Here is a 25575-nt window from a genome sequence, read left to right as displayed (position 1 = left end):
TTGTACTCCGTCGCGCCCCCCTCTGCCCTACCGGGCATCTCCCCCACTTGGGGGGAGATCGGCAGCTTTAGCCTCACCGCCCATACTGCAATGTTGGAGATTGGCGAAAACAGCCGTGACATCCAATCTCCCCCCAAGTGGGGGAGATGTCCGGCAGGACAGAGGGGGGCGCGAAGGAGCGCCAGCCTCGCCGTGCTGTACGCCCTTCTAAGCCTTCTCCTCCTTCCTCTCATCGCCCTTGCCGCCGATCTCCCCGCGCTGACGGGTCGGGTCGTCGACAATGCAGGAATCATCGATGCCGCGACCAAGACGGCGCTGACCCAGAAGCTCGCCGCCTTCGAGGCCAAGGGTTCTGACCAGATCGTGGTGGCGACCATCCCCAGCCTTGATGGCGAGGAGATCGAGCCCTACGCCAATCGGCTGTTCCGCTTCTGGAAGCTCGGCCAAGCGAAGGAGAACAACGGCGTCCTGCTTCTGGTGGCGCCGAACGACCGCAAGATGCGCATCGAGGTCGGCTACGGACTTGAAGGCACGCTGACCGATCTGCACACCAAGCTGATCATCGAGAACGACATGGTGCCGGCCTTCAAGGCCGGAGACTTCTCCGGCGGCATCAGCAAAGCCGTGGACGACATGGTGATGGTGCTGGAAGGCAATCCCGAGGAGCTGGAAGCGCGCGGCGAGCGTAACCAGCAGGCGCCATTCAACGCCGACAATCTGTTCTTCGCGATCTTCATCTCGATCTGGGCGATCATCTTCTTCGGCAGCATCGCTGCTTCCATCCTGCCGCCGATCTTCGGCCAGAAGATCGGCCCCGGCCGGTATCGCTGGCTGGGCATGACCTTCGAGCCGAGCCGGCGGTCTTCCAGCGATTCGTCTGGCGGCGGCTGGTCGTCCGGTGGTGGCGGATGGTCGTCGGGTTCAAGCGGTGGTGGCTTTTCCGGCGGCGGCGGTTCGTCCGGCGGCGGCGGCTCCTCGGGGAGCTGGTGAAGACATGACGACGCGCATCATCAGTCCCTCGAAGCCCGGCCATCTCGCCACCCCGATCGGCGCCGCCTTGATGGCGATGGCGGTGCTACTGCTCGCCGGCTTCGCAGCTCTTGCCGCCGACCTGCCTGCTCTGACCGGAAGGGTCGTGGATGACGCCGGCATCATAGACGCCGCGACCGAGGCGGCGCTGACCCAGAAGCTTGCCGCTTTCGAGGCCAAGGGTTCCGACCAGATTGTCGTCGCCACCATTCCCAGCCTCGACGGTGAGGAGATCGAACCCTACGCCAATCGGCTATTCCGCTTTTGGAAGCTCGGCCAGGCGAAGGAGAATAACGGCGTCCTGCTTCTGGTGGCGCCGAACGACCGCAAGATGCGCATCGAGGTCGGCTATGGGCTGGAAGGCACGCTGACCGATCTGCACACCAAGCTGATCATCGAAAACGACATGGTGCCGGCTTTCCGCGCCGGGGATTTTTCCGGCGGCATCAGCAAGGCCGTCGACGATATGGTGATGGTGCTGGAAGGCAATCCCGAAGAGCTGGAAGCGCGCGGCAAACGCAATCCGGCTGACGAGAGTTCCATCGATCCCATCGTCACGCTGTTCATCATCCTGTGGGCGACGATGTTCCTTGGCGGCCTGGCGATGGCGTTCCTGCCACCGATCTTCGGCACCAAGCTGGCGCCGGGCGTGTATAAATGGCTGGGCATGACCTTCCGCTACGGCCAAAGGTCGGGCTACACGCGCACGGGCGGCGGAGTCTGGGCGTCTGGCACTTCGTCCGGCGGCGGCTGGTCGTCGGGAAGTTCCGGTGGCGGCTGGTCGTCGGGTGGCGGCGGGTTTTCAGGTGGCGGCGGTTCGTCCGGCGGTGGCGGTTCTTCAGGAAGCTGGTGAGACAGAAGATGGCAACACGACCGATCAGCCCCGAGGATCATGACCGGATCGCCGCGGCGATCCGCGCCGCCGAGACAAAGACCGACGGCGAAATCTACTGCGTCGTGGCGCATGCCAGCGATGGCTATTTCTTTCCGGCCGCCTTCATGGCGACGGTGGCCATGCTCGTCGTCAGCCTTGCGGTCGCTTACGGACTGGAGGCCTGGTGGCTGTCGATCCGCCTGCCGCATTTCGTGCTCGCCCAGCTTCTGGCGCTGGCCAGCGTGCTTGCCCTGTTGTGGGCGTTGCCCGGATTGCGCATCCATCTGGTGCCGCGGCGGCTGCGCTACCAGGCGGCGCACGCCAATGCGGTCAAGCAGTTCCTTGCCCGCAACGTCCACCGCACCACGGCGCGCACCGGCGTGCTGATCTTCGTGTCGATCGCCGAACGCTATGCCGAGGTGGTCGCCGACGCCGGCATCGATGAAAAAGTCGGCCAGCATGTCTGGGACGGCGTTGTCCGCGACCTGACCGCGCATGCCGGCGACGACCGCCTCGCCGACGGCTTTGTCAAGGCGATAGAGTCGGTCGGCGTGGTGCTGGCCGAGCATTTTCCGGTCTCTGCCGGCGACAGCAACGAGTTGGACGATCATCTGGTCGAGATTTAAGTCGGTTCAAAGCATGCCCTGACCACCGTCCCCCGCGGTGCGCGATCACCTGTGCGAAAGCATCGCGCCCTGTCGACCGGACTCTTTGCAATCGGGCGAAGCGGGTTTATGGTTAACAAATCATGAACACGTTGAGCATCGACATCAGGAAAGCCGAACCGCGCGACGCCGCGGCAATAGCCGACGTGCACCTGCAGGCCTGGCGTGGCGCCTATGCCGGCATCATCCCGCATCGCACGCTGACATCGATGATCAATCGCCGCGGCGCCGACTGGTGGGCGAATGCCATCCGTCGCGCCGCCACCGTGCTGGTCGTCGAGATCGGCGGCAAGATCGCCGGCTACGCCACCATCGGCAAGAATCGGGCGCGCGAGCTCAGGCAGCAAGGCGAGATCTACGAACTTTACCTGCGCCCGGAATACCAGGGAATCGGCCTTGGCAGCCGGCTGTTCTCGGCCGCACGGGCGCGACTGGCCGACCACGGCCTGAAAGGCATGGTGGTGTGGGCGCTGGAGGACAACCAGAACGCGCTCGCTTTCTATGCCGGCGCAGGCGGCCGCGACATCGCTGAAGGCGTCGAGATCTTCGAGCAGAAGGCACTGAAGAAGGTCGCCTTCGTCTGGGAATGACAGTCAGGCGGCTTCGCCGTCGATGATTCGGTTCGATTTTCTGCACTATTGCCGCATTGCACCATGCGTCTTCGCCCGCTATCGGTCTCCAATTCGAGAGAGGGACCAAAGCCATGCGTATCGAAGCCATAGCCACCGGAAAGAACCCGCCCGAGGACATCAACGTCATCATCGAGGTGCCGATCGGCGGCGAGCCGATCAAATACGAGATGGACAAGGAGGCCGGCACGCTGTTCGTCGACCGCTTCCTGCACACTTCGATGCGCTATCCCGGCAATTACGGCTTCGTGCCGCACACGCTGTCGGGCGATGGCGATCCGATCGACGTGCTGGTCTGTAACACGCGCGCCCTTGTGCCGGGTTGCGTCATCAATGTGCGGCCGATTGGCGTGCTGGTGATGGAAGACAATGCCGGCCAGGACGAAAAGGTTATCGCGGTGCCGTCGCCCAAGCTGACGCTGCGCTACGAGAACATCACCGAATATACGCAACTGCCTGACATCACGCGCCAGCAGGTGCAGCACTTCTTCGAACACTACAAGGATCTCGAACCCGGCAAATGGGTCAAGATCGAGGGCTGGCACGATTCCAAATTTGCCAAGAAGATGATCGTCGAGGCGATCGAGCGGGCGAAGAAAAGCAAATAGGCCCCTCAGCTTCGCCGAAATGCGTGGCGGAACAGAATTCTGCACCGTTGCGGCGCTTTGACGTCACGGCATGGATCCTGGGGTCTGCGCTGCGTCGCCGCGCTCCTTGCTCCGCCCAAGGATGACGAAGTCAGTTATCGACGCGGCCGAAAGCGGGTACGTCGCCGACTGTCACGCGCATGTCCTTGCCGCAGGCAAAGGTCCGTGCCTTCTCGTCGGCGAGCTTGCGCGCCTCATCATTGGCGGCCGGATTGCCGGTGGCCAGCACCAGACCGACGGTGCAGCCCTCATACTTCTCCGGCTGGGCGACCTTGGCGACGACCAGCACTTCGGTCGATTTGCTCTCGTCCTCGGGATTGCTGATCGAGCGGCGGTGGATGACCGCGAAGGGAACGACGCGATCGCCATTCGTCTCGACACGCCATTCGAGCTTGGGGCCGGCCGAATTGAAGCCGACGAAGCTTTCCCAGACCGTGGTCATGTCGCTGGAAGGAAAACCGTAGAACAGTGATTCGCGGGCATCGTCGTAAGCGATCAGCACAGGGTAGCCGCGATAGCCCGAACAGGTGAGGCTCGCCCAGTCGCCTTCGCCTTCCTCGGCCTGCGAATAGGTGACGCAGTCCTTCTTCGAGTCGAGATCGGTATAGGCGCTGGATATGTCGCCGGCCTGGGCGGCATCGCAGAAGCCAGCAAAGGCTAGCGGGATAAAAAGCGCGCGCATGGCGGACATCTCCGTTTCGGCCGCCGCAGCCTATCGTCAAATGTGGCAGCGGCCTAGAAGAAGTCAGGCTGCTCTGAGTGATCTGGTAAACGGAACGCTATTTCTTCAAACTTGCTTCGATCAGCAAATCGGCGTTGCGGGCGACCGACTGCGCCGGTCCGCCGAGACCGAACAACTGGCCGCTGATATAGGCGCCTTCGATGAGAAGCAGCAGGCCATCGCCGAGCGTATCGGCATCCGGAGCATCCATGGCGACCGCCATGGCGCGCAGACGGCGGCGCAATTCCTGCTTGTTGGCCTCGCTCACAAGGCGGGCCGGGTGGCCGTGCTCGGGATATTCGACCGCCGCATTGGTCATGCCGCAACCGCGATAGTCGGGCTTTTGCGTGCGCTTGCCGATCCGGGTCAGGAAGGCGGCGATCTGCGCGCGCGGATTGCCGGGATGGGCGTTGACCGCCTCGTCGAAGCGGTCCCAGAATTCGAGGTCGTATTGCCTGAGATAGGAGGCGGCCAGTTCGTCCTTGGACGGAAAGCTGCGGTAGAGGCTGGGCTTGGTGACGCCGGCGCGTTTGACGATCTCGTCGACACCGATCGCCCTGATGCCGCGCCGGTAGAACAGGTCGCCCGCCACACGCAGGATCTTTTCGCCGGCACGAGGGGGCGTCACTTCATCCGGATTGATGGTTGGTTCAATGCTTTTCATGGTCGACATGCCGTGGCCTGCTTGACGTGTTACCGATCGGTACGTATACCTTTGCCCCCAACTGCAACGTACCGGTCAGTAACATGATAGCTCAGTCCCGTCCGTTTGGCCAGCGCTACGCTTTCGTCGTGGTCGCCGTTATTTTCCTCTGCCTGCTGATCGCAGCGGGCCTGCGGTCCGCGCCGGCCGTTATGATGCTGCCGCTGGAGGAGAGTTTCGGCTGGCGGCGCGACGTCGTCTCCTTGGCCGCGGCCATCGGCATCTTCCTCTACGGTCTGACCGGGCCGTTTGCCGCGGCGCTGATGGAACGGATCGGGCTGCGCCGCACGCTGCTGGCGGCGCTGGTGCTGATGTCGGCTTCGACGGCGCTCAGCCTGTTGATGACCAAGCCGTGGCACCTGCTTCTCACCTGGGGCGTGTTTTCCGGCGTCGGCTCGGGTGCTGTCGCCACCGTGCTTGGCGCCACCATCGTCAACCGCTGGTTCAAGACCAATCGCGGCCTGGTGATGGGGCTGATGTCGGCCTCCAGCGCCACCGGCCTGCTGGTGTTCCTGCCGCTGCTCGCTTCGCTCGCCCAGTCTGGTGGCTGGAAGCCGGTCGCCATCGCCATCGCGGTCGCCACCGCCGCTCTCGTGCCGCTGGTGTGGCTGCTGGTGCCGGAGCGCCCGGCCGCGATCGGCATGGTGCGCTATGGCGCCGATGCGGATGACGTGCCGCCGACGCCGCCGGCCGCGCAAGGCAATTTCCTCACCCACACGCTCACCACATTGCGGCGCGCCGCCGGCACCCGCGTCTTCTGGTACCTGTTCGCCACCTTCTTCGTCTGCGGCTTCACCACCAACGGCCTGGTCGGCACGCATCTGATCGCTTTTTGCGGCGACATGGGCATCGGCGAGGTGCAGGCCGCCGGCCTGTTGTCGATGATGGGCATATTCGACCTGATCGGCACGACGCTGTCTGGCTGGCTTACCGACCGCTTCGACCCGCGCAAGCTGCTCGGCGTCTATTATGCGATCCGCGGCCTGTCGCTGATCTATCTGCCTTATTCCGGCTTCTCGGCGACCAGCCTGATTATCTTTGCCGTGCTCTATGGACTGGACTGGATCGCCACCGTGCCACCGACGCTCAGGCTCTCCAACGAAGCGTTCGGCGACCGCAGCGGGCCGATCGTCTTCGGCTGGATCGTCGCCGGCCATCAGGTGGGCGCAGCAACCGCCGCTTTCTTCGGCGGCACCATGCGCGAGCTGCAAGGCAACTACGAACTGGCTTTCCTCATTGCCGGCATGACGGCGATCGCGGCGGCCTGTATCTCGCTTCTGATCAATACCAGTAAGCCGGCGTTCGACCCGGAACCGCAAGCGGCCTGAGGCTCGACGGCTGAGCGCTAATCTCCCCCCTTGAGGGGGAGATGGCCGCGAAGCGGCCAGAGGGGGTCGGTCCGACCGGGCTCGGCTCTCTATCGCAGACGCAGGAGGTCGGTGTTCCACGCGAGACGACCCCCTCTGTCGCCCCCGGCGACATCTCCCTCCTCGAGGGGGGAGATCACCTGTTCACTGTTATCAAACCTTCATGGTTTCGAGATGCGGCTGAAACATTGAGGCCGGACCTTGGTGGCAACGTTCAAAGCCACCCAGGAGACAGCCATGAACAAGATTTCACGCCGCGTTTTCGTCACCTCGGCCAGCGCCATCGGCCTGGTCGGCGCCTCGGGTCTGGCACTTCCCTATTATTCCCGCGCCAGCCAGCGGCCGGCTTTCACCCATGGCGTCCAGTCCGGCGATATCGATGAAACCAGCGGCATGGTCTGGACGCGTACCGATCGCCCGTCGCGCGTCATGTTCGAAGTCTCGTCGACGGAAAACTTCGCCAACGCCACCCGCCTTGCGCCGCTCGATACCTCGCCGGCGAGCGATTACACGGCGAAGCGGCTGCTCACCGACCTCGCCGCCGACCAGGACATCTTCTATCGAATGATTGCCGCCGATCTCGCCGACATCAACGCCGTCTCCGAGCCGATCGTCGGCCGGTTTCGCACGGCGCCGGCCTCCAAGCGCGACATCCGTTTCGCCTGGTCGGGCGACACCGCCGGCCAGGGCTGGGGCATCGACGAGACCGGCATGAAGACCTACGCCACGATCGGCAAGCACACGCCCGATTTCTTCCTGCACTCCGGCGACACCATCTATGCCGACGGCGCAATAAAGGACGAGGTCGATCTGCCTGGCGGCGGCAAGTGGAAGAACGTCGTGCTCATCGACGGCAAGCGCAAGGTCGCCGAGACGCTGGACGAATACAGAGACCAGTGGAAATACAACATGATGGACAGGAATGTGCTGGGCTTGAGCGCCATCTGCCCGACCTTCTACCAGTGGGACGACCACGAGGTGCTGAACAACTGGTCGGATTCCAAGGACCTCAGCGCCGACGACCGCTACAAGGAAAAATCAATCCATGTGCTGGCGGCCCGCGCGGCGCGCGCCTTCCATGAGATGACGACGATCCGCTACGAGCCGTCGGAACCCGGCCGCGTCTATCGCAAGATCGCCTATGGGCCGCTGCTCGACGTGTTCTTCCTCGACATGCGCTCCTATCGCGGTCCCAACGGTCCGGGCATGGAGGAGACCATGACGCCGCAATCGCGCATTCTCGGCGAGCAGCAGACGAAATGGCTGAAGCGCGAACTGGCAAACTCCAAGGCGACCTGGAAAATCATCGCCGCCGACATGCCGCTCGGCCTTGTCGTTTGGGATGACGGCGCCAAGAAGGCTGGGGCCGAAGCGGTCAGCAATGGCGACAACGGCCCGGCCAAGGGACGCGAGCTCGAAATCGCCGACCTTCTGCGCTATATCAAGAACGCCGGCATCGACAACACCGTCTGGCTGACCGCCGACGTCCACTATACGGCCGCGCATTACTACAATCCCGAAAAGGCGCGGTTTCAGGATTTCAACCCGTTCTGGGAGTTCGTCTCAGGCCCGATTCACGCCGGCACGTTCGGTCCCAACGATTTGGACATGACCTTCGGGCCGGAGCTGAAATTCATCAAGGCGCCGACCGCCGAGCAGGGCCAGAACCTGCCGCCGTCGGCCGGCCTGCAGTTCTTCGGCCTTGTCGATATCGACGGCGCCACCGAACAGATGACGGTGCGGCTGATGGATCGCGACGACAACGAGCTCTACAAGGTGACGCTCGACCCGGTGCGATCGGCGTGAGGGCTGCTGGTCAGTCCGGGTAGCAGACGGTCGGAATGTTGGGCCAGACCGCGCTATCGCAGCCAGCGGCCTGCTGCTTCTGCTTGAAGGAGACACTGACCGGCCCGGTCACCACCGGGTCGACGCCATAGGGGGCGTCGGCGAAAATCTGCTCGGCAGTCTGCGTGTCGGACTTCAGGGCAGGCGCGTCATTGATCTTCGCCGCAGATTGCGCGGCGCCCGCCGCGAGAATCACGGCGAGGGCTGCCCATGCCAGGATCGGACGCAATCTGCTGAGGGGATCGATCATGAAAATTGAACTGCTCGGAGCCCATACGGTTCCGCCTTGGTTAACAAAAAACATTTGACACGAAGAGGCTTAAGAATTGGTGACCAGATATTTGGGTATCGGCATCCTCTTTCGCAAATGCGAAAAACCCTGTATGAGCCGCGCAACTGAAAGAGGCGGCGCCTTTTGGCCTGCTGCCTGCAACGCTCCCGAGACCACAACATGAAAATTCGTAATATCGCGATCATCGCGCACGTCGACCATGGAAAAACCACTCTCGTCGACCAGCTTTTGAAGCAGTCCGGCTCGTTCCGCGACAATCAGCGCGTCGCCGAACGCGCCATGGATTCCAACGACCTCGAAAAGGAACGCGGCATCACCATCCTGGCCAAGGCGACCTCGGTCGACTGGAAGGACACCCGCATCAACATCGTCGACACGCCCGGTCACGCCGATTTCGGCGGCGAGGTCGAGCGCATCCTGTCGATGGTGGATTCAGCCATCGTGCTGGTCGACGCCGCGGAGGGGCCGATGCCGCAGACCAAGTTCGTCGTCGGCAAGGCGCTCAAGGTCGGCCTGAAGCCGATCGTCGTCATCAACAAGATCGACCGGCCGGACGCCCGCCATGTCGAGGTGGTCAACGAAGTGTTCGACCTGTTCGCAGCGCTCGACGCCACCGACGAGCAGCTCGACTTCCCGATCCTCTACGGTTCGGGCCGCGATGGCTGGGTCTCCGAAAACCCCGAAGGCCCGAAGGACCAGGGCCTGGCGCCGCTGTTCGACCTCGTCATCAAGCATGTGCCGGCGCCGACCGTGCATCCCGGCCCGTTCCGCATGATCGGCACCATCCTGGAAGCCAATCCGTTCCTTGGCCGCATCATCACCGGCCGTATCGAGTCCGGCACGCTGAAATCCAACCAGGCGGTCAAGGTGCTGCACCATGACGGCACGCAGGTCGAAACCGGCCGCATCTCGAAGATCCTCGCCTTCCGCGGGCTCGAGCGCCAGCCGATCGACGAAGCGCAGGCGGGCGATATCGTCGCCATCGCCGGCCTGTCGAAAGGCACGGTCGCCGACACGTTCTGCGACCCGGCGGTGAGCGAGCCGCTGCATGCGCAGCCGATCGATCCGCCGACCGTGACCATGTCCTTCCTCGTCAATGACTCGCCGCTCGCCGGCACCGAAGGTGACAAGGTGACCAGCCGCGTCATCCGCGACCGGCTGCTGCGCGAGGCGGAAGGCAATGTCGCGCTGAAGATCGAGGAATCGCCGGACAAGGATTCGTTCTTCGTCTCCGGCCGCGGCGAATTGCAGCTGGCCGTGCTGATCGAGACGATGCGCCGCGAGGGCTTCGAGATCGCCGTGTCGCGGCCGCGCGTCGTCATGCAGAAGGGCGACAATGGCGAATTGCTGGAGCCGGTCGAGGAAGTCGTCATCGACGTCGACGAGGAACATGCCGGCGTCGTCGTGCAGAAAATGTCGGAACGCAAGGCCGAGATGGTCGAGCTGCGCCCGTCCGGCGGCAACCGCCAGCGCATCGTCTTCCACGCGCCGACGCGCGGCCTGATTGGCTACCAGTCGGAACTGTTGACCGACACGCGTGGCACCGCCGTCATGAACCGGCTGTTCCATGCCTATGAGCCTTACAAGGGCGAATTGCCGGGCCGCACCAATGGCGTGCTGATCTCCAACGAGCAGGGCGAGTCGGTGGCTTACGCCATGTGGAACCTGGAAGATCGCGGGCCTATGGTCATCGATCCGGGCGTCAAGGTCTATCAGGGCATGATCATCGGCATCCATTCGCGCGACAACGACCTCGAAGTGAATGTGCTGAAGGGCAAGAAGCTCACCAACATCCGCGCCGCCGGCAAGGACGAGGCGGTGAAGCTGACCCCGCCGATCCGCATGACGCTGGAGCGGGCGCTGGCCTGGATCCAGGATGACGAGCTGGTCGAGGTGACGCCGAAGACCATCCGGCTGCGCAAGCTCTATCTCGACCCGAACGAGCGCAAGCGTTTCGAGAAGTCGGCCAAGGTGGTTGGCGCGGCGTAAGCTTTTCTCCGGAAACAATTATCGAGAGAGGGAGCAGTGCTCCCTCCCTTTTTGCTTTACCCGCCGGCGGCCGAGACGATGGCGTCGCGGTCGGATTCGCCGGCCAGATCGATGCGGATCGCCGTGCCCTCGCGGACCGGCCTGCGCAGGGCCTTGGTCCCATCGGGTGCCACGACCAGCAATCGTCTGTCTTCCCACGCCTGAAGCCTCGACCTGGAGATGCCGAGTTCAGCGGCCAGCAGACGATCGAGGCGCAACGATGTCGGCATTTCCAGTTCAAGTTGGATTTCCAGGGCGGTTGTCTTTTCCTGCCTGTCATCGAGTGCCTCCTTGCGAATGGCGACGTCGGGAAACTCCTCGACGCGCCCGATCCGACTGCGCAGCGCCACGACATCGAAGGCATGGCGGCGGGCAAGCGCGGGATCGTTGCTTTCGAGCGCTGCGAGTAATGCCGGCTCGATGTCGCGGCGATTGCAGCGCTCCAATATGCCTAAATTCCAGGAGTTATCGCAATCGATGCAGCGGTAGATCAGCCAGGCGTCGATGCGCTTGCCGTTGGCGTTCACACGGTATTTCCCGCTGCATTGATAGGCTTTGAGAGTGCCGCAGCGATTGCAGTTGATGATCGGTCGAGGCGCGATTTTAGGCGCGATCGCCCAGCGGATACGCAGCAGTCCGAACATGCCGATAAGCCCTTCCCGTCGGGAAGTTCATCAGATCGGCGATGTCGAGATGCCCATGCGGGCACGGCGTGGCGAGAGGCTGCGGCAGTTGGAAATCAGGCGTCGCGGAGCGCGACAGCGGTTCAGCAGTGCCAAACCGGTCTCGAACCGCCACCCTGAGGAACACATTAAATGAAGCAGGCATCGCGAATGCAACGCCTTGCATTGTGTCGGGGGAGTTGACGAGACCGGCGGTTACTGAGGCAAAGTGAAGCTCGAAATGGGTGTCGGGACGGTACTTCTAGCCGCGAGGTGTTTGGCCGACAAGTCTATCCCTCGTTGGTGCTACCGTCGTCGGACCATTTGCGCTAGCGTTGAGTGATTGAACGTCCCAAACATTGAGACCGGTCATGCACCTCACCTCGCTCCTCATCTTCGCCGGCGCCTTGCTGGTCGCAGCCGGCTCGCCCGGCCCTTCGATCGCCGCTCTCGTGGCGCGGGTGATCTCAAAGGGCTTTCGCGATGTGTTCCCGTTCCTGCTTGCCATGTGGATCGGCGAGGGCATCTGGCTGTCGCTGGCGGTGTTCGGGCTGGCGGTGGTGGCGCAGACGTTTCACTTCGCTTTTTTCGTCGTGAAATGGGTTGGCGTCGCCTATCTCGCTTACCTTGCCTGGAAGATGTGGACAGCGCCGGTCGAGGCGAAGGAAGGCGAGATGCCGCGCGAAGATTCGCCGGCGAAATTGTTCTTCGCCGGCATGGCGGTGACGCTCGGCAACCCCAAGATCATGATGTTCTATCTGGCGCTGCTGCCGACCATCATCGACCTCGCTTCGGTCAGCATCGTCGGCTGGGTCGAGCTGACGGCGACCATGGCGGTGGTTCTCATCGCCATCGATCTGGCCTGGGTGCTGGCCGCATCGCAGGCGCGAAAATTACTGCGGAGCAAGCGGGCGATGAAGATCGCTAACCGCGTCAGCGCCGGCACCATGGCAGGTGCTGCGGCGGCGATCGCGGCGCGATCCTGAGCATGATCCCGAACCTTCGGTTCGGAAAGATCATGCTCAAACAAACGGCGCGTCACATCATTTCGACGATTGGCGCGATCTCGACGCTGAAACCCGGGTTCGTCAGGATGGGACAATCCTTGGCCTTGGCGACGGCATCGTCGATGTCTTTCGCTTCGATGATCGTATAGCCGGCGGTCGGATTGCTGCCGCCATTGTCCTCGACCTTGCCGCTAGGCAGCACCGTCTTCGACATGCCGACCGGATTGCCGCCGTCGACAACGGCCGAGCCAAGCTTGGCGTACCAGCCGGTCCAGGCATCCATCGCTGCTTTCCGCTCGGCCTCGTCGGTCGGCATCTTGCCCGAGCCGTGATAGACGTAGAGAAATTTCGCCATGTTCTCCTCCCTTGATCGGCGGCATCGAACCGGCACGCGGTCACGCCGCGTGCCGATCATCGGGCCAATCCGGCAAACAAGCAACGAGAATGCGAAACAGCTAATATAAAGCGCGATGCCTCACCGCTCCATCGAGTAGGGGGTATCGTTCGGTCGCGTCCTAATTGGGCAGCACGCCGGCTGTCGGCGCTGTTGGGCTCCTCGGCGCCAGCGGTCCGCCTGGATAGAACCTGGTCGCCGGATTTTGCTGCATGAAATCATAGGCGACCATACCGAGCGGCCGCTTTGGCCGAGCCGACGCAGACTGCTGCCAGGGGATCACCTGGCGGAGCGCCGCGAGAGCCGCCGTCGGTGCCTCGCCGAACTTTCGCTCCGGTTTCTGCGCCTTGCGGATCTCCATCCAGTAGCTCGCCGTCAAAAGATCCTGCGCCACCAGATGGAACGACACGTCGACCGCCTCGCGGGCGCGTTGCGTCTTGATGCGGGTTTGCGCCTCCAGATCCTCGACGGTGGCGACGATTGCCTGTCCGTTCGGCGTCACCGGCGTGCCGAGGTCAGCCAATTCCTGCCACAGATCGGTCGGCAGATAGCCGTCGAAGGACGGGATGTCCTTGCGCTGGTCGGCGCTCAGCACATCGGCGGGCTTGATCACGGTGAAGAAGGGATTGCGGAAGCGCTCGATGCGCTGGGCCACGGCGACGCCCAGATTGGTCAGGGAGAGAGTGAAGGCCTCGACCTGGTTGGCCAGGGGATAGGGGTCCCAATTGGCGTTAGAGAAGATGTAGCCGGACTTGCCGTTACTCAGCTTCCCGCCCTTGATGTAATATTGCATGAATTGCGGCGTGCTCAGCTCCGGAGAACTTTGCGGCGTCAGGCCGGGCAGGACCGCCGGATTGTGATCCGACGAATTGATCGACAAAAGCACGGAATCGCGCAGATCAGCCCAGGCCTGCCAGGCCGAGCCCTGGCGCTGGCTCGAGGCGCGCATGCTTTCCGGGTCCTGGATGATGCGGGCCGGGTCTTCGTCAAAGAGATAGCTGCCCTTGATCATGTCCATGATGCGGGCGGCGTCCCATGTCAGCCATGGATAAGGCCGCATCGCCTGCACCGGTACAGAGATCGGCGTGACGCTGGAATTCATGCCGTTGAGACCCATGGCATAGCTCAGATCGGTCCATTCCAGGAGCTTGCGCGCATCCTCGACCAGAAGCACGGCCTGCGCCTGCGCATAGGCGTTGGTGCTGATCAGCGCCGCCTGGTCGGCGGCGAAGGGTTCGAGCGGCTTCAACCCTGCTTGTGCAAGGGCCTGCGCGGCGGGCATGCGAACGCCGTTGAGATAGGCATCGCCCTCGCCGACCATGGCGGCGCCGATGTTGCCGAGCGTCGCCAGATCGCCTTCGCCAAGCGTGCCGCGCGATTGCACGACGGGCGTCACGCGCTTGTTCAGCATGTCGACAAGCATATGCGTCAGTTGTGGACTTGCCGCTTCATAGGACATGGTGTTGGCGCGGATCGCCATGATGGCGCGCACCAGCGCTTCTTCCTGCAGCTCCGGCCCGTAGCCGCGCGTCACACCGCCCTTGAAGCGAGCCAGTTGCTGGTCCTTGAGAAGCTTGGTGTTTTCCGGCGTCGTCGGATCGCCGGAGAAGATCACCGTTTCGCGCTGGTCGCCGGCGCCCCGGTTGAACCAGTAGATCGTGACGCCTTCGGCCGCGCCCTCCAGCAGCAGGCCATAGGCATCCGCCGAACGTTGCAAGGCCTCGGGGCTGAGCTCGACCTTGGCGCCGCTACGAGCAATGTCGATGACCTGGTCGATGGTCAGGTCGTGGCCGGTGAGCGTTATCGTCTTGCTGGCGGCTGCCTCGAAAATGGGCTGGTAGGTGGTCGTCGCCTCGAAAGCGAGGGCAGGGGCTGCGACGAACGCCCATGTCATAGTCAGGGCGCAGAGAAATATCTTGGGCTTGTAAGCGGCAATTCGGTCCAGCATTGTGGTTCCCATCTCTGAAGCTAGGTTTCAGGTACGAGTTTCACCCCCGGAAATTTTGTTTCCTGAAAAACTAGCTGTCAGTGCTCGCCTGTCAAACGATTGTTGGTGCAGGACCGATAATGGGGACCAATGTGGCCCTATCGCGCCATGGCGTGGTATCCGTCGTTCGGCCGCATGTCGACCGCCGCCGCCACCCGGTTCGACATGTTGAAGAAGGCGGTGGTCGAGGCGATGTCCCAGATGTCGCGGTCGGAAAAGCCGGCCTCGCGAAGTGCTGCCCGATCAGCCTCGACGATCTTAGCCGGCTCTTCGGTCAGCTTGACGGCGAATTCGAGCATCGCCTTTTGCCTGTCGGAAAGGTCGGCGGCGCGGAAATTCATCACCATCATCTCGCCGAAGGAGGGGTCGCCGGAAAGCTGGCGCACCGCCGCGCCGTGGGCGGTCAGGCAATAATAACAGTGGTTGATGGAGGAGACGACGACCGCGATCATCTCGCGTTCCAGCTTCGACAGGCCGGAGTCGCCCAGCATCAGATCATTGTACATGTCGGTGAAGGCGCGCAGCTTTTTCTCGTCGAAGGCGTAGGCCAGAAGCACATTGGGAACGAGGCCGAGCTTCTCCTCGCATTTGGCGAAATAGGCTTTCGTCGCTTCGCTCAATTCCGCCTGATCGAGGTCAAGCGCCGTAATTTTGCCTGTCATGGACACGCCTCCTCATCATTCATCCGTGATTTGCCGCCGAATTCCGACATTTCGTCGCAAGCCGTCAAACCTTTGTCGCCAAACACCGGTCATCTGCTACCATAGTTGCAAAAGCATGTGACGGGAGGGATTGGCATCATGGCTAGCGTGAAATCCGCAGCTAAGTCGAAGAAAAAAACCACCGCAGCGGCAAAACCAGACGAAAGGCCGGCCAGGCTTGCCGACTATCTGCTTGCCCGCGCCCCGGCGGAAGACATTGCTGCCTACGATGGCGCCGACCTCGAACGCGCCGCGGATCTGGCCGGCCATGCGGTCGCCCGGCACAAGAAGGGCGAATGCGTCGTCGCCGTCGATGCCGATTCCGGCGTTGCCCGCGACGGTCGTCCGATCACGGTCATCACCGTCGTCAACGACAATATGCCGTTCCTGTTCGATTCCATCCTCGGCGAGATCACCGAGACTGCCGGAGAGCCGACCCTGGTCACCCACCCCGTCATCGTCGTGCGCCACGGCAAGGACGGCGTCGACGAAATCCTCGGCGATGGCAGCGTCAAGGAGGACAGCAATCACGATCGGCTGAGCGTGGTCCATGTCCACATTCCCCGCCTCGCTGCGGAGCAGGCGGACGCATTGGCGGAGCGGCTGCGCAAGATACTCGACCAGGTCCGCGCCGCCGTCGGCGACTGGAAGCCGATGCTGGCCCGCCTCGACCAGGCAATCTCGGAATTCCGCTATTCAGCGGTGCCGCTGGACAAGAAGAGCGTCGCCGAGGCGATCGCCTTCCTGGAGTGGCTGCGTGACGATAATTTCACCTTCCTCGGCATGCGCGAATTCAAATACATCGGCGGCGAGGAAAGCGGTACGCTGGAGCGCGCCGAAAAGCCCGGGCTCGGCATCCTTTCCGACCCCGATGTGCTGGTGCTGAGGCGCGGCACCGAAGCGGTGACGACGACGCCGGAAATCCGCGCCTTCCTGCATGGGCCGGAACCGCTGATCGTCACCAAGGCCAATGCCAAGTCTTCCGTCCACCGCCGCATCTATCTCGATTATATCGGCATCAAGACCTACACCCCCAAGGGTGCACTCGCGGGCGAACTGCGCATCGTCGGCCTGTTCACCTCGACCGCCTATACGCGTTCGGTGATGAAGATTCCCTATCTCAGGTCGAAGGCCGAAACCATCATAGCCAAGTCCGGCTTCGACCGACACGACCACTCGGGCAAGGCGCTGATCAACGTGCTGGAAAGCTATCCGCGCGACGAGCTGTTCCAGGTTCCGGTGCCGATCCTGAAAAAACACGCCGCAGCCATTCTCGGCCTGATCGAGCGGCCCCGCGTCAGGGCGCTGGTGCGCGCCGACCAGTTCGACCGCTTCGTCTCGATCCTCGTCTTCGTTCCGCGCGACCGCTACGACAGCGTGGTGCGCGAAAAGATCGGCACCTATCTGAAGACCGCGTTCGAAGGCCGGCTGTCGGCCTATTACCCGGCCTTTCCGGAGGGCGGGCTGACGCGCGTTCATTTCATCATCGGCCGTTCCGGCGGCAAGACGCCGAAGGTCGAGCAGGCAGCTATTGAGGCGGCGGTCCGCGACATCGTGCGCACCTGGGACGATGCGCTGGCCGAGGCGGCGGAAGCCGGCGGTAGCGATCAATCGCTGAAAAGCATCGCCGCACGGCTTCCGGAGAGCTACCGCGATTCCTTCAGCGCGGCCGTGGCGCTGGCCGATGCCAAGCGGATTGCCGGGATCGATGCCGGCAATCCGATCGCCATCGACTATTACCGCCATGCCGACCAGAAGCCGCATCAGGCGGCGCTCAAGATCTATCACCATGGCGCCCCGGTGGCGCTGTCCAGGCGTGTGCCGGTGCTGGAAAATATAGGCTTCCGCGTCATCAGCGAGCGCACTTTCGAGGTCGGCGACGATAGCTCAGGCATGGTCTTCATCCACGACATGGAGCTGGAAAACAGCTACGGCAAGCCGATCGACCTCAGCGACGGAGGCGCGCTGTTCGAGGACGCGTTCCTGTCCGTATGGCGCGGCGATATCGACAATGACGGCTATAACGGGCTTGCCCAGACCGCCGGCCTGTGGTCGGGCGAGGTCACCATCCTGCGCGCCTATGGCCGTTATCTGCAGCAGGCAGGCATCCCGCAGAGCCAGGATTTCATCGCGGCAGCGCTCAACCGCTATCCCGACATCGCGCGCGGCCTGCATGCGCTGTTCGTCGCCCGTCTTGGGCCGACGGCCGAGGGCGAAGGCGCGGTGGCGGCCAAGCATCTCAAGGCCAAGATCAGGGACGCGCTGGAAGAGGTGCCCAACATCGATGACGACACCATCATCCGCCGCTATCTCAATTTGATCGAAGCCTCGCTGCGCACCAATCATTTCGTTGCCGATACGAAGGCGAAAGGCCAGTCGCTGGCGATCAAGCTCGACTCGCAGGCGGTCGACGGCTTGCCGGCGCCGCGGCCGTGGCGCGAGATATTCGTCTACGGTTCCGAGGTCGAGGGCGTGCATCTGCGCTTCGGCCCGGTCGCGCGCGGCGGGTTGCGCTGGTCGGACCGCGCCCAGGACTACCGCACCGAGGTGCTCGGCCTGGTCAAGGCGCAGCAGGTCAAGAATGCGGTGATCGTGCCGGTCGGCGCCAAGGGCGGCTTCTACCCGAAGAAGCTGCCGATGAGTGCTGGCCGCGACGCCATCTTCGAGGCCGGCACCTCGGCCTACAAGAACTTTGTCTCGAGCCTGTTGTCGATCACCGACAATATCGGTCTGGATGGCGTCGTCCCGCCCGCCGGTGTGGTGCGGCGCGACCAGGATGATCCCTATTTCGTCGTCGCCGCCGATAAGGGCACGGCGACTTTCTCAGACACCGCCAATGCGATCAGCGAAAAGCACGGCTTCTGGCTCGACGACGCCTTCGCCAGCGGCGGCTCGGCCGGCTACGACCACAAGAAGATGGGCATCACCGCCAAGGGCGCCTGGGAAGCGGTGAAGCGGCATTTCCGCGAGATGAACCGCGACATCCAGACCTCGCCCTTCACCGTCGTCGGCGTCGGCGACATGTCGGGCGACGTGTTCGGCAACGGTATGCTGTTGTCGGAGCAGACAAGGCTGATCGCCGCCTTCGACCATCGCGACATCTTCATCGATCCCGATCCTGACATGGCGGCCTCGATGGCTGAGCGCAAACGCATGTTCGATCTGCCGCGTTCGAGCTGGCAGGACTACGACAAGACCAAGCTCTCCGAAGGCGGGGTCATCGTCTCGCGCAGCCAGAAATCGATCACGCTGCCGCCGGCCGCGGCCGCGGCGATCGGTCTTGCCAAGACCACCGCCTCGCCGGTCGAGATCATGAGCGCCATCCTCAAGGCGCCGGTCGACCTTTTGTGGTTCGGCGGCATCGGCACGTATCTGCGGGCATCGACCGAGACCAACCAGGATGTCGGCGACCGCGCCAACGATGCCATTCGGGTGACCGCACTCGACGTGCGCGCCAAGGTCATCGGCGAGGGCGCCAATCTCGGCGTGACGCAGCGGGCCCGCATCGAGTTCGGGCTTGCTGGCGGACGCTGCAATTCCGATGCCATCGACAATTCGGGCGGCGTCAACTGCTCCGATGTCGAGGTCAATATCAAGATCGCGCTGGCCTCGGCGATGCGCAAGGAGGCGCTGACCCGGCCGTCACGCAACAAATTGCTGGCCGAGATGACCGATGAAGTCAGCTCGCTGGTGCTGTCCAACAATTACGAGCAGACGCTAGCCTTGTCTGTCGCCCGCAAGCGCGGCCTGGCCGACATTGCCCATCAGGGCCGCTTCATGACGGCGCTGGAAGCGCGCGGCCTGCTCGACCGTGCTGTCGAGACGCTGCCGTCTCCCGCCGCCCTTGCCGAGCGCGAGGCGCGCGGCGAGCCACTGACCAGGGCCGAGCTCGGTGTGTTGCTCGCCTATGCCAAGATCGTTCTCTTCTCCGATATCGTTGCCAGCGACGCGCCGGACGATCCGCATTTCGACAGCGACCTGATGGGCTATTTCCCGGATCGCATGGCGAAGAAATATGCGGCCGAGATCCACGGCCACCGCCTGCGCCGCGAAATCATCGCCCGCGTCGTCGCCAACGATCTGGTCAATCGCGGCGGTCCGTCCTTCGTCAACCGGCTGCAGGAAGCGACCGGGCGCACGGCGGCGGATGTCGTTCGCACCTTCGCGGTTGTCCACGACGGCTTTGCGCTGCCGGCGCTCTACCGGGAGATCGACGCGCTCGACAACCAGATCGACGGCCAGGTGCAGCTCGATCTCTACCAGTCCGTTAGCCGGCTTATTTATGTGACCAGCGGCTGGTATCTGAAGAACGATGCCGGCACTGCTGCGCTCGGCCAACGGATCGCCGAATTGCAGGAGGCGCGCAAGGCGCTCGAGCCGAAACTGGTTTCGCTGCTGCCGACCTATTCGCGCGAACGAATCGAGGAGCGGCGGCACAGCCTGTTCAAGGCCGGTGCGCCGGAAAGGCTGGCTGCACAGTTGGCATTGACCGAGGTGGGGGAACTCATCCCCGACATTGCGCTAGCGGCACGGACGGCGAATGCCGACATCGTTGCCACCGCGAAGGCATTTTTCGCTGTCAGCGATGCCTTCCGCATCTCGCGCGTCGAGGAGGCTGCGCGCTCGATCATGCCGTCTGACTATTACGATCAGATGGCGCTGTCGCGCGCCACCGACACGATCGGTGCTGCCCGGCGAGGCATCGCGGTGGCGGCACTCACCGGCCATGCCAACATGGCGGACCCGGTCGCCGCATGGCTGGAGGCCGGGGGCGAGCGGGTCGCGCGCATCCGCGAGCGGCTGCAGGCGCTGACCGAGGGCGGCGACATCACCGTGTCCAGGCTGTCGGTGGCCTCGGGGCTGATGAGCGACCTGACGGGGATGTGACAGTCTTCCACATCGCCCGAGATTGCCGGCAAAAACTGCGCTATAGAGCAAAGCGGCGCCCTGCTTCGGGGCGTCGTTTCCAGGAGGGGACATGGCCGAGGTAGCAGTGCAGCGGGCGTCTGGGCGCGGCATCTGGGGCTGGATGTTGTTCGACTGGGCGGCGCAGCCTTTCTTCACGGTCGTCACCACCTTCATCTTCGGTCCTTATTTCGTCTCGCGCATGGCGAGCGACCCGGAGACAGGCCAGGCGGCCTGGGGCTACGGCATTGCGGCGGCCGGATTTGTGATCGCCATTTTGTCGCCGATCCTCGGCTCGATCGCCGACCAGACCGGACCGCGCAAGCCATGGATCGCCTTCTTCGCCTCGATCCAGATCATCAGTCTTTGCCTGCTCTGGTTCGCGGCGCCTGGCTCCAACCTTTTCCTGGTCGTGCTGTTCTTTTCGCTCGCTTCGGTGGCGGCGGAATTTTCCACGGTCTTCAATGACTCGATGATGCCGCGGCTGGTGCCGAAGAGCGAGATCGGCCATGTCTCCAACATGGCCTGGGGCCTTGGCTATCTCGGCGGCATGATCGCGCTGATCTTCGTCGTCACCTGTTTGGCGGGCTCGCCGGAAACCGGCAAGACGATCATCGGTCTCGATCCGCTTTTCGGCCTCGATCCGAAGCTCGGCGAGGACGCGCGCGCAACCGGACCGCTGTCGGCAGCTTGGTATTTTCTGTTCATCCTGCCAATGTTCTTCTTCACGCCCGACGCCGTCAAAGGTCTTTCGATCGGGCCGGCGGTTCGCGAAGGGCTGTCGGAATTGAAGTCGACGCTGGCCGAGGTGCGCCAGCGCAGCGGCATCTTCCGCTTCCTCGTCGCGCGCATGATCTATCAGGATGGCGTCAATGCGCTGCTGGCGCTGGGTGGCACGTTTGCGGCAGCGATGTTCCACTGGTCGATCACCGAGATCGGCATGTTCGGCATCATCCTCAATGTCGTCGCCATATTCGGGTGTCTGGCTGCCGCACGTCTCGACAACGCGCTTGGCTCCAAGATCATCGTTATGATTGCGCTTGTCCTGCTCAGCATCGCTACGATCGGCATCGTCTCAACTGGCCCCGGCTATACGCTGTTCGGTGCCTGGATCATGCCCGAAACGGACAGCGGCGGCTTGTTTGGCACAGCGGCGGAAAAAGCCTACATCTTCTATGGGCTGCTGATCGGACTGGCCTTCGGGCCAGTGCAGGCATCGTCGCGCTCCTACATGGCGCGCAGCGTCACCGCAGCGGAGTCGGGCCGCTATTTCGGCATCTATGCGCTGGCCGGGCGGGCGACCAGTTTCGCCGCGCCTTTCATGGTGGCAACCATCACCTTGGCCAGCGGCTCGGCAAGGCTTGGCATGGCGGCGATCGTGCTGTTCCTCGGCGTCGGCATGGCGATCCTGGCCCGCACGCCATATCCGGCGGACCGGCCGGTGGAATAACTCCGTTTTCCCTTCCCCCCTTGTGGGGGAAGGTGGCCGAGCGAAGCTCGGTCGGATGAGGGGTGTTCCAGGGAACGCCAACGTCCCATTCCGCTGGACACCCCTCAACCGTCTCGGCGCTGCGCGCCGATCCACCTTCTCCCACAGGGGGAGAAGGAAAAGGGGGCGCTTAATGCCGGAAGTGCCGCACGCCCGTAAACACCATGGCGATGCCGTGTTCGTCGGCGGCGGCGATGACGTCGTCGTCGCGCATCGAGCCGCCTGGCTGGATGACGGCGGTGGCGCCGGCTTCGATGGCCGACAGGAGCCCGTCGGCGAAAGGGAAGAAAGCATCGGAGGCAACAACCGAGCCCTTGGTCAGCGGCTCGGCCAGACCGGCGGCCTCGGCCGCATCAAGCGCCTTGCGCGCGGCGATGCGTGAGGAATCGACGCGGCTCATCTGGCCGGCGCCGATGCCAACGGTGGCGCCGTCCCTTGCATAGACGATGGCGTTCGACTTGACGTGCTTGGCGATGCGGAAGGCGAATTTCAGATCGGCCATTTCGGCCGGGGTCGGCGCGCGCTTCGTCACGACCTTGAGTTCCAGGTCGTCAACCACCGCATTGTCGCGGCCCTGGACGAGCAATCCGCCGGAAACGGATTTAACGGTGGTGCCGGCGGCGCGGGGGTCGGGCAGGCCGCCGGTGACCAGCAGACGCAGGTTCTTCTTGGCGGCGACGATGCTGATTGCCTCTTGCGAGGCGCCCGGCGCGATGATGACCTCGGTGAAGGTCTTGACGATCTCCACGGCGGCCTCGGCATCGAGCAGACGGTTCATCGCGACGATACCGCCGAAGGCCGAGACCGGATCGCAGGCCAGCGCCTTGGCATAGGCCGCCTTCAGTGAAGCGCCTTCGGCGACGCCGCACGGGTTGGCGTGCTTGATGATAGCCACCGCGGCGGAGCTGGCCGGATCGAACTCGCCGACCAGTTCGAAGGCAGCGTCGGTGTCGTTGATGTTGTTGTAGGAAAGCTGCTTGCCCTGAAGCTGGCGTGCCGTCGCGACGCCCGGCCGCTTGTCGCCATTGACGTAGAAGCCGGCGCCCTGATGCGGGTTCTCGCCATAGCGCATGACCTGGTCCAGCCTGCCGCCAAAGGCGCGCCAGGTCGGGTGTTCGATCTCGAGCGTCTCAGCAAACCAGCCGGAGATCGCCGCATCATAGGTGGCGGTGCGGGCGAATGCCTTGGCCGCCAGCTTCTTGCGGAAATCCAGCGACAGCGCGCCGAAATTCATCTCCAGCGCATTGAGCACCGAGAGATAGTCGCCGGGGTCGGTGACGATGGCGACGTAAGCGTGGTTCTTGGCCGAGGCGCGGATCATCGCAGGGCCGCCTATGTCGATGTTCTCGACGATCGAGGCGTAACTGGCGCCGGAGCGGCGAACTTCCTCGAAAGGGTAGAGATTGGAGACGAGGAGATCGATCGGCTCGATGTTGTGATCGTGCATGGCTTTGGCGTGGTCGGGGTCGTCGCGCACACCGAGCAGCGCGCCATGCACCGAGGGATGCAGCGTCTTGACGCGGCCGTCCATGATCTCTGGAAAGCCCGTCAGCTCGGACACGTCACGCACAGCCATGCCGGCCTCGGCGATCGCCTTTGCCGTACCGCCGGTGGAGACCAACTCGACGCCGGCCGCGGCCAATGCTCTGGCGAAATCGATGAGGCCGGTCTTGTCGAAAACGGAGAGCAGCGCGCGGCGCACGGGAACGAGGTCGGGCGCGGGGATGTTCTTGGCGGCGACGGCCATGGGCTGGCGGCCTTTCGGTTTGGAAAGTGTCCGCGCGCCGTAGCACATGACATCAGGAAATCAAGATGGAAGCTCAATCAAGCCGGGCGCTTGGTTGCGGCAGGCACAGTCAGCTTTTCTGGGGATAACCGGCGATCACGGTCCGCGTCAGTTGCCAGTGGACTTCGGCAATCTCCGAGGCCTTGAAGGCCAGCACGATCTGCCGGCTGCGGCGCGGCCCGCCAAGGCCGGCGAAATAGATCGATTCCTCGACGTCGGGCGCAACTTCGGTACAGGTGAAAACCCAGGTATCGGCCTGGTCGGCGGTCAGCACCAGGCGGTCATGCTCGTCTTGCAGCAGACTTATGTCGGGATGGATGTGAAAACGCACGGTGACGAAATCGCGGCCATTGTTGCGGATGGCAGCATTGCCCGGCCGCTGAAAGCGGTCCCTGCCGGCAAGCACATTGCCGTCGGTCGTCAACTTCAGTTCGCGCTCATGCAACAAGCCGAAGCGCGCGACGTAACCGTCATGGCGGGCCAGAAAGCCCTGGCTGCCCGGCTGGTCGGTGCGTTTGCATGGCACCTGGTGTGGGCCGCCGATCAATGGCGTGCCGAGCAGGTCGTTGACGCGCAGCGAATGGCTGAAGCGCGCCGACGAGGTGTCGTTGATTGTGGCGGTCGAGTGGGCGGCCGTGGCGCGGGCCAGCGGCCGGAATTCGGCGGCGCCATAGGTGTCGACGCCGGCATTGACGATATAGTGCTGGCGGCCGGAGGACAGTTCGAAAGCCAGGCATCCGGCGTGCGCGGCGTTGGAAACATCGACGGGCGGCGGCGGGCCGGTATCGGCGATGACCGTCACGCCGCCCATGGAGAGGCGCTCATAGCCCGAATGCGGTGCGTGCAGCAGCGGCGCGCCGGCCGTATCGTCATGGCGCAGGATGGTGGCGATCCGGTCGTGGATGGTCGCGCCCATGCCGTTGAAGCGGGCGAGGCTGCCGTCCTGGTGGCGAAAGAAACGCAGCGCCGGCAGCATGCGGTCGATCGCGCCCATCAAGGCCGTCGGCGGCGTTTCTGCCTGATTGGCGTAGGTCTGGCGCAAAGGCAGGAGGTCGGCAAGCAGCTCGAGAACGACCATCGGATTGCGGGAGATATGGCCACCATCGGGCAGGATCTGGCGATCGAGCTCCTCGGCGAGGTTGCGCGTCGCATTGCGCAGCGCCGATGCCGGCGCCGGCAGCGACAGAGCGGCAAAGGCGAGCGCGATGCGGGCGCGCAGCCTGTCCTTGCCGTCCGGCATCTCGCGCGCCATCGCCCTGAGATAGCGGATCTGCACGGCAAGCGATTTCAGGAAGGCCCGGTAGAAGGGAAATTCGGCGCCTTGCAGCACCACCGAGGAATGCTGCAGCCAGGCGATGACGCGCTTGGCCGTCGTGCCGGGCTCCCAACCAACGCCGGAAATTTGGCCGCCATGCATGGTGATCCAGTCGGAGACCAGCGCGCGGGCATTGGCCGCGGCGAGCTCGGTTCCGGCAGCACGCATATGGCGCAGCCAGCGAAAGCCGTGCAGCGTCTTCTGCCAGCCGGGATTGGGCACCGCGATCTGGAAGGGCGACTTGCCGCCGGTCTCCACCATATGCCCTGACAGCGGATAGCGGCCATAGTAGATTTCAAGCGCGATCTGCGGATCGGCGAGGCGCAGGTCCGGCGGCGCGATCAGAACGCGTTCCGGCGTGCGGCCGGAATAGCGCCAGCGATAGACAGGCCCGGCACGCAGGCGCCGGCGCGCCTTGCGCCAGAACTCCCTCGCGACAAGCGTCCATAGACGCGTCGTGCTGCCGGCAGCGAGTGCCAAAACCCCTCCTCATCGCCCTCGACCCGAAGACAAGCTTATGTGATTCAAG

General features: G+C 63.6%; 20 protein-coding genes. 11 read left to right on the top strand and 9 right to left on the bottom strand.

The window, feature by feature from the left end:
* Positions 1-90 precede the first annotated feature (90 nt).
* The 5 genes from OHD62_RS15630 to ppa all read left to right on the top strand — a co-directional run bounded on the left by OHD62_RS15630 (position 91) and on the right by ppa (position 3805).
* Positions 91-990, top strand: a complete 900-nt coding sequence (locus OHD62_RS15630; RefSeq protein WP_263783674.1) for a TPM domain-containing protein — start codon at positions 91-93, stop codon at positions 988-990.
* A 4-nt stretch (positions 991-994) separates the two neighbouring features.
* Complete coding sequence (locus tag OHD62_RS15625; RefSeq protein ID WP_263783673.1) at positions 995-1882, top strand: TPM domain-containing protein; 888 nt, start codon at positions 995-997, stop codon at positions 1880-1882.
* 8 nt (positions 1883-1890) lie between these two features.
* Positions 1891-2529: a TPM domain-containing protein gene (locus OHD62_RS15620; protein WP_263783672.1), complete on the top strand. Its 639-nt coding sequence runs from the start codon at positions 1891-1893 to the stop codon at positions 2527-2529.
* 122 nt (positions 2530-2651) lie between these two features.
* A complete protein-coding gene (locus OHD62_RS15615) occupies positions 2652-3158 on the top strand; it encodes a GNAT family N-acetyltransferase (RefSeq protein ID WP_263783671.1) in 507 nt (168 codons plus the stop codon).
* Positions 3159-3271: 113 nt separating this feature from the next.
* Entirely contained in the window at positions 3272-3805 is a 534-nt protein-coding gene (gene ppa, locus OHD62_RS15610) for an inorganic diphosphatase (protein WP_263783670.1), read from the top strand.
* 130 nt (positions 3806-3935) lie between these two features.
* Here the strand turns inward: ppa and OHD62_RS15605 are convergent, their stop codons facing one another.
* Both OHD62_RS15605 and OHD62_RS15600 read right to left on the bottom strand, forming a co-directional pair.
* A complete protein-coding gene (locus tag OHD62_RS15605; RefSeq protein WP_263783669.1) occupies positions 3936-4526 on the bottom strand; it encodes a hypothetical protein in 591 nt (196 codons plus the stop codon).
* 97 nt (positions 4527-4623) lie between these two features.
* Positions 4624-5238, bottom strand: a complete 615-nt coding sequence (locus tag OHD62_RS15600) for a TetR/AcrR family transcriptional regulator (RefSeq protein ID WP_263783668.1) — start codon at positions 5236-5238, stop codon at positions 4624-4626.
* A 74-nt stretch (positions 5239-5312) separates the two neighbouring features.
* Here OHD62_RS15600 and OHD62_RS15595 point away from each other — a divergent pair, with 74 nt between their 5' ends.
* Together OHD62_RS15595 and OHD62_RS15590 are read left to right on the top strand one after the other, a co-directional pair.
* Positions 5313-6596 carry an MFS transporter gene (locus OHD62_RS15595; protein ID WP_263783667.1) on the top strand — a complete coding sequence of 428 codons (1284 nt, stop codon included), beginning with the start codon at positions 5313-5315 and terminating at the stop codon, positions 6594-6596.
* Between the two features lie 276 nt (positions 6597-6872).
* Positions 6873-8441 (top strand): alkaline phosphatase D family protein, encoded by a 1569-nt coding sequence (locus tag OHD62_RS15590; RefSeq protein ID WP_263783666.1) that lies wholly within the window; start codon positions 6873-6875, stop codon positions 8439-8441.
* A gap of 10 nt (positions 8442-8451) precedes the next feature.
* Here OHD62_RS15590 and OHD62_RS15585 read toward each other — a convergent pair whose 3' ends face one another.
* Complete coding sequence (locus tag OHD62_RS15585; RefSeq protein WP_263783665.1) at positions 8452-8730, bottom strand: hypothetical protein; 279 nt, start codon at positions 8728-8730, stop codon at positions 8452-8454.
* A 201-nt stretch (positions 8731-8931) separates the two neighbouring features.
* Between OHD62_RS15585 and typA the strand changes: the two genes are divergently transcribed.
* Entirely contained in the window at positions 8932-10761 is a 1830-nt protein-coding gene (gene typA / locus OHD62_RS15580; RefSeq protein WP_263783664.1) for a translational GTPase TypA, read from the top strand.
* A gap of 56 nt (positions 10762-10817) precedes the next feature.
* Here the strand turns inward: typA and OHD62_RS15575 are convergent, their stop codons facing one another.
* A complete protein-coding gene (locus OHD62_RS15575) occupies positions 10818-11444 on the bottom strand; it encodes a DUF1062 domain-containing protein (protein WP_263783663.1) in 627 nt (208 codons plus the stop codon).
* 389 nt (positions 11445-11833) lie between these two features.
* On the opposite strand from OHD62_RS15575, the gene OHD62_RS15570 reads away from it, so the two are divergent.
* Positions 11834-12448 (top strand): LysE family translocator, encoded by a 615-nt coding sequence (locus tag OHD62_RS15570; protein ID WP_263783662.1) that lies wholly within the window; start codon positions 11834-11836, stop codon positions 12446-12448.
* Between the two features lie 52 nt (positions 12449-12500).
* Here OHD62_RS15570 and OHD62_RS15565 read toward each other — a convergent pair whose 3' ends face one another.
* From OHD62_RS15565 to OHD62_RS15555, 3 genes are all read right to left on the bottom strand, one after another.
* Complete coding sequence (locus OHD62_RS15565; RefSeq protein WP_263783661.1) at positions 12501-12824, bottom strand: YciI family protein; 324 nt, start codon at positions 12822-12824, stop codon at positions 12501-12503.
* 160 nt (positions 12825-12984) lie between these two features.
* On the bottom strand, positions 12985-14811 hold the full coding sequence (locus tag OHD62_RS15560; protein ID WP_263783660.1) for an aromatic amino acid ammonia-lyase: 1827 nt from the start codon (positions 14809-14811) through the stop codon (positions 12985-12987).
* Between the two features lie 137 nt (positions 14812-14948).
* Positions 14949-15512, bottom strand: coding sequence for a peroxidase-related enzyme (locus tag OHD62_RS15555; protein ID WP_263783659.1), 564 nt, complete (start codon positions 15510-15512; stop codon positions 14949-14951).
* A 138-nt stretch (positions 15513-15650) separates the two neighbouring features.
* On the opposite strand from OHD62_RS15555, the gene OHD62_RS15550 reads away from it, so the two are divergent.
* The gene (locus OHD62_RS15550) at positions 15651-20438 is read left to right on the top strand and encodes an NAD-glutamate dehydrogenase (protein ID WP_263783658.1); all 4788 of its coding nucleotides are present in this window, start codon (positions 15651-15653) and stop codon (positions 20436-20438) included.
* Positions 20439-20529: 91 nt separating this feature from the next.
* Positions 20530-21906, top strand: coding sequence for an MFS transporter (locus tag OHD62_RS15545; protein ID WP_263783657.1), 1377 nt, complete (start codon positions 20530-20532; stop codon positions 21904-21906).
* Between the two features lie 169 nt (positions 21907-22075).
* Here OHD62_RS15545 and purH read toward each other — a convergent pair whose 3' ends face one another.
* Both purH and OHD62_RS15535 read right to left on the bottom strand, forming a co-directional pair.
* A complete protein-coding gene (gene purH, locus OHD62_RS15540; RefSeq protein ID WP_263783656.1) occupies positions 22076-23692 on the bottom strand; it encodes a bifunctional phosphoribosylaminoimidazolecarboxamide formyltransferase/IMP cyclohydrolase in 1617 nt (538 codons plus the stop codon).
* Between the two features lie 109 nt (positions 23693-23801).
* The gene (locus OHD62_RS15535) at positions 23802-25526 is read right to left on the bottom strand and encodes a heparinase II/III family protein (protein ID WP_263783655.1); all 1725 of its coding nucleotides are present in this window, start codon (positions 25524-25526) and stop codon (positions 23802-23804) included.
* Positions 25527-25575 lie beyond the last annotated feature (49 nt).

The sequence above is a fragment of the Mesorhizobium sp. YC-39 genome, from assembly GCF_025753795.1.
In the GTDB taxonomy this organism is placed as follows: Bacteria; Pseudomonadota; Alphaproteobacteria; order Rhizobiales; family Rhizobiaceae; genus Mesorhizobium.
The sequence above is the reverse complement of the archived record's forward strand: the minus strand, read 5'-3'. Positions and strand labels throughout refer to the sequence as shown.

Excerpts from the sequence above, each read along its gene's own strand:
- typA (WP_263783664.1), top strand. The coding sequence starts at position 8,932 with ATGAAAATTCGTAATATCGCGATCATCGCGCACGTCGACCATGGAAAA.
- OHD62_RS15595 (WP_263783667.1), top strand. The coding sequence starts at position 5,313 with ATGATAGCTCAGTCCCGTCCGTTTGGCCAGCGCTACGCTTTCGTCGTG.
- OHD62_RS15565 (WP_263783661.1), bottom strand. The coding sequence starts at position 12,824 with ATGGCGAAATTTCTCTACGTCTATCACGGCTCGGGCAAGATGCCGACC.
- OHD62_RS15590 (WP_263783666.1), top strand. The coding sequence starts at position 6,873 with ATGAACAAGATTTCACGCCGCGTTTTCGTCACCTCGGCCAGCGCCATC.
- OHD62_RS15605 (WP_263783669.1), bottom strand. The coding sequence starts at position 4,526 with ATGCGCGCGCTTTTTATCCCGCTAGCCTTTGCTGGCTTCTGCGATGCC.
- OHD62_RS15570 (WP_263783662.1), top strand. The coding sequence starts at position 11,834 with ATGCACCTCACCTCGCTCCTCATCTTCGCCGGCGCCTTGCTGGTCGCA.
- OHD62_RS15560 (WP_263783660.1), bottom strand. The coding sequence starts at position 14,811 with ATGCTGGACCGAATTGCCGCTTACAAGCCCAAGATATTTCTCTGCGCC.
- OHD62_RS15550 (WP_263783658.1), top strand. The coding sequence starts at position 15,651 with ATGGCTAGCGTGAAATCCGCAGCTAAGTCGAAGAAAAAAACCACCGCA.
- OHD62_RS15625 (WP_263783673.1), top strand. The coding sequence starts at position 995 with ATGACGACGCGCATCATCAGTCCCTCGAAGCCCGGCCATCTCGCCACC.
- OHD62_RS15600 (WP_263783668.1), bottom strand. The coding sequence starts at position 5,238 with ATGTCGACCATGAAAAGCATTGAACCAACCATCAATCCGGATGAAGTG.
- OHD62_RS15585 (WP_263783665.1), bottom strand. The coding sequence starts at position 8,730 with ATGATCGATCCCCTCAGCAGATTGCGTCCGATCCTGGCATGGGCAGCC.
- ppa (WP_263783670.1), top strand. The coding sequence starts at position 3,272 with ATGCGTATCGAAGCCATAGCCACCGGAAAGAACCCGCCCGAGGACATC.
- OHD62_RS15630 (WP_263783674.1), top strand. The coding sequence starts at position 91 with ATGTTGGAGATTGGCGAAAACAGCCGTGACATCCAATCTCCCCCCAAG.
- OHD62_RS15615 (WP_263783671.1), top strand. The coding sequence starts at position 2,652 with ATGAACACGTTGAGCATCGACATCAGGAAAGCCGAACCGCGCGACGCC.
- purH (WP_263783656.1), bottom strand. The coding sequence starts at position 23,692 with ATGGCCGTCGCCGCCAAGAACATCCCCGCGCCCGACCTCGTTCCCGTG.
- OHD62_RS15620 (WP_263783672.1), top strand. The coding sequence starts at position 1,891 with ATGGCAACACGACCGATCAGCCCCGAGGATCATGACCGGATCGCCGCG.
- OHD62_RS15575 (WP_263783663.1), bottom strand. The coding sequence starts at position 11,444 with ATGTTCGGACTGCTGCGTATCCGCTGGGCGATCGCGCCTAAAATCGCG.
- OHD62_RS15545 (WP_263783657.1), top strand. The coding sequence starts at position 20,530 with ATGGCCGAGGTAGCAGTGCAGCGGGCGTCTGGGCGCGGCATCTGGGGC.
- OHD62_RS15555 (WP_263783659.1), bottom strand. The coding sequence starts at position 15,512 with ATGACAGGCAAAATTACGGCGCTTGACCTCGATCAGGCGGAATTGAGC.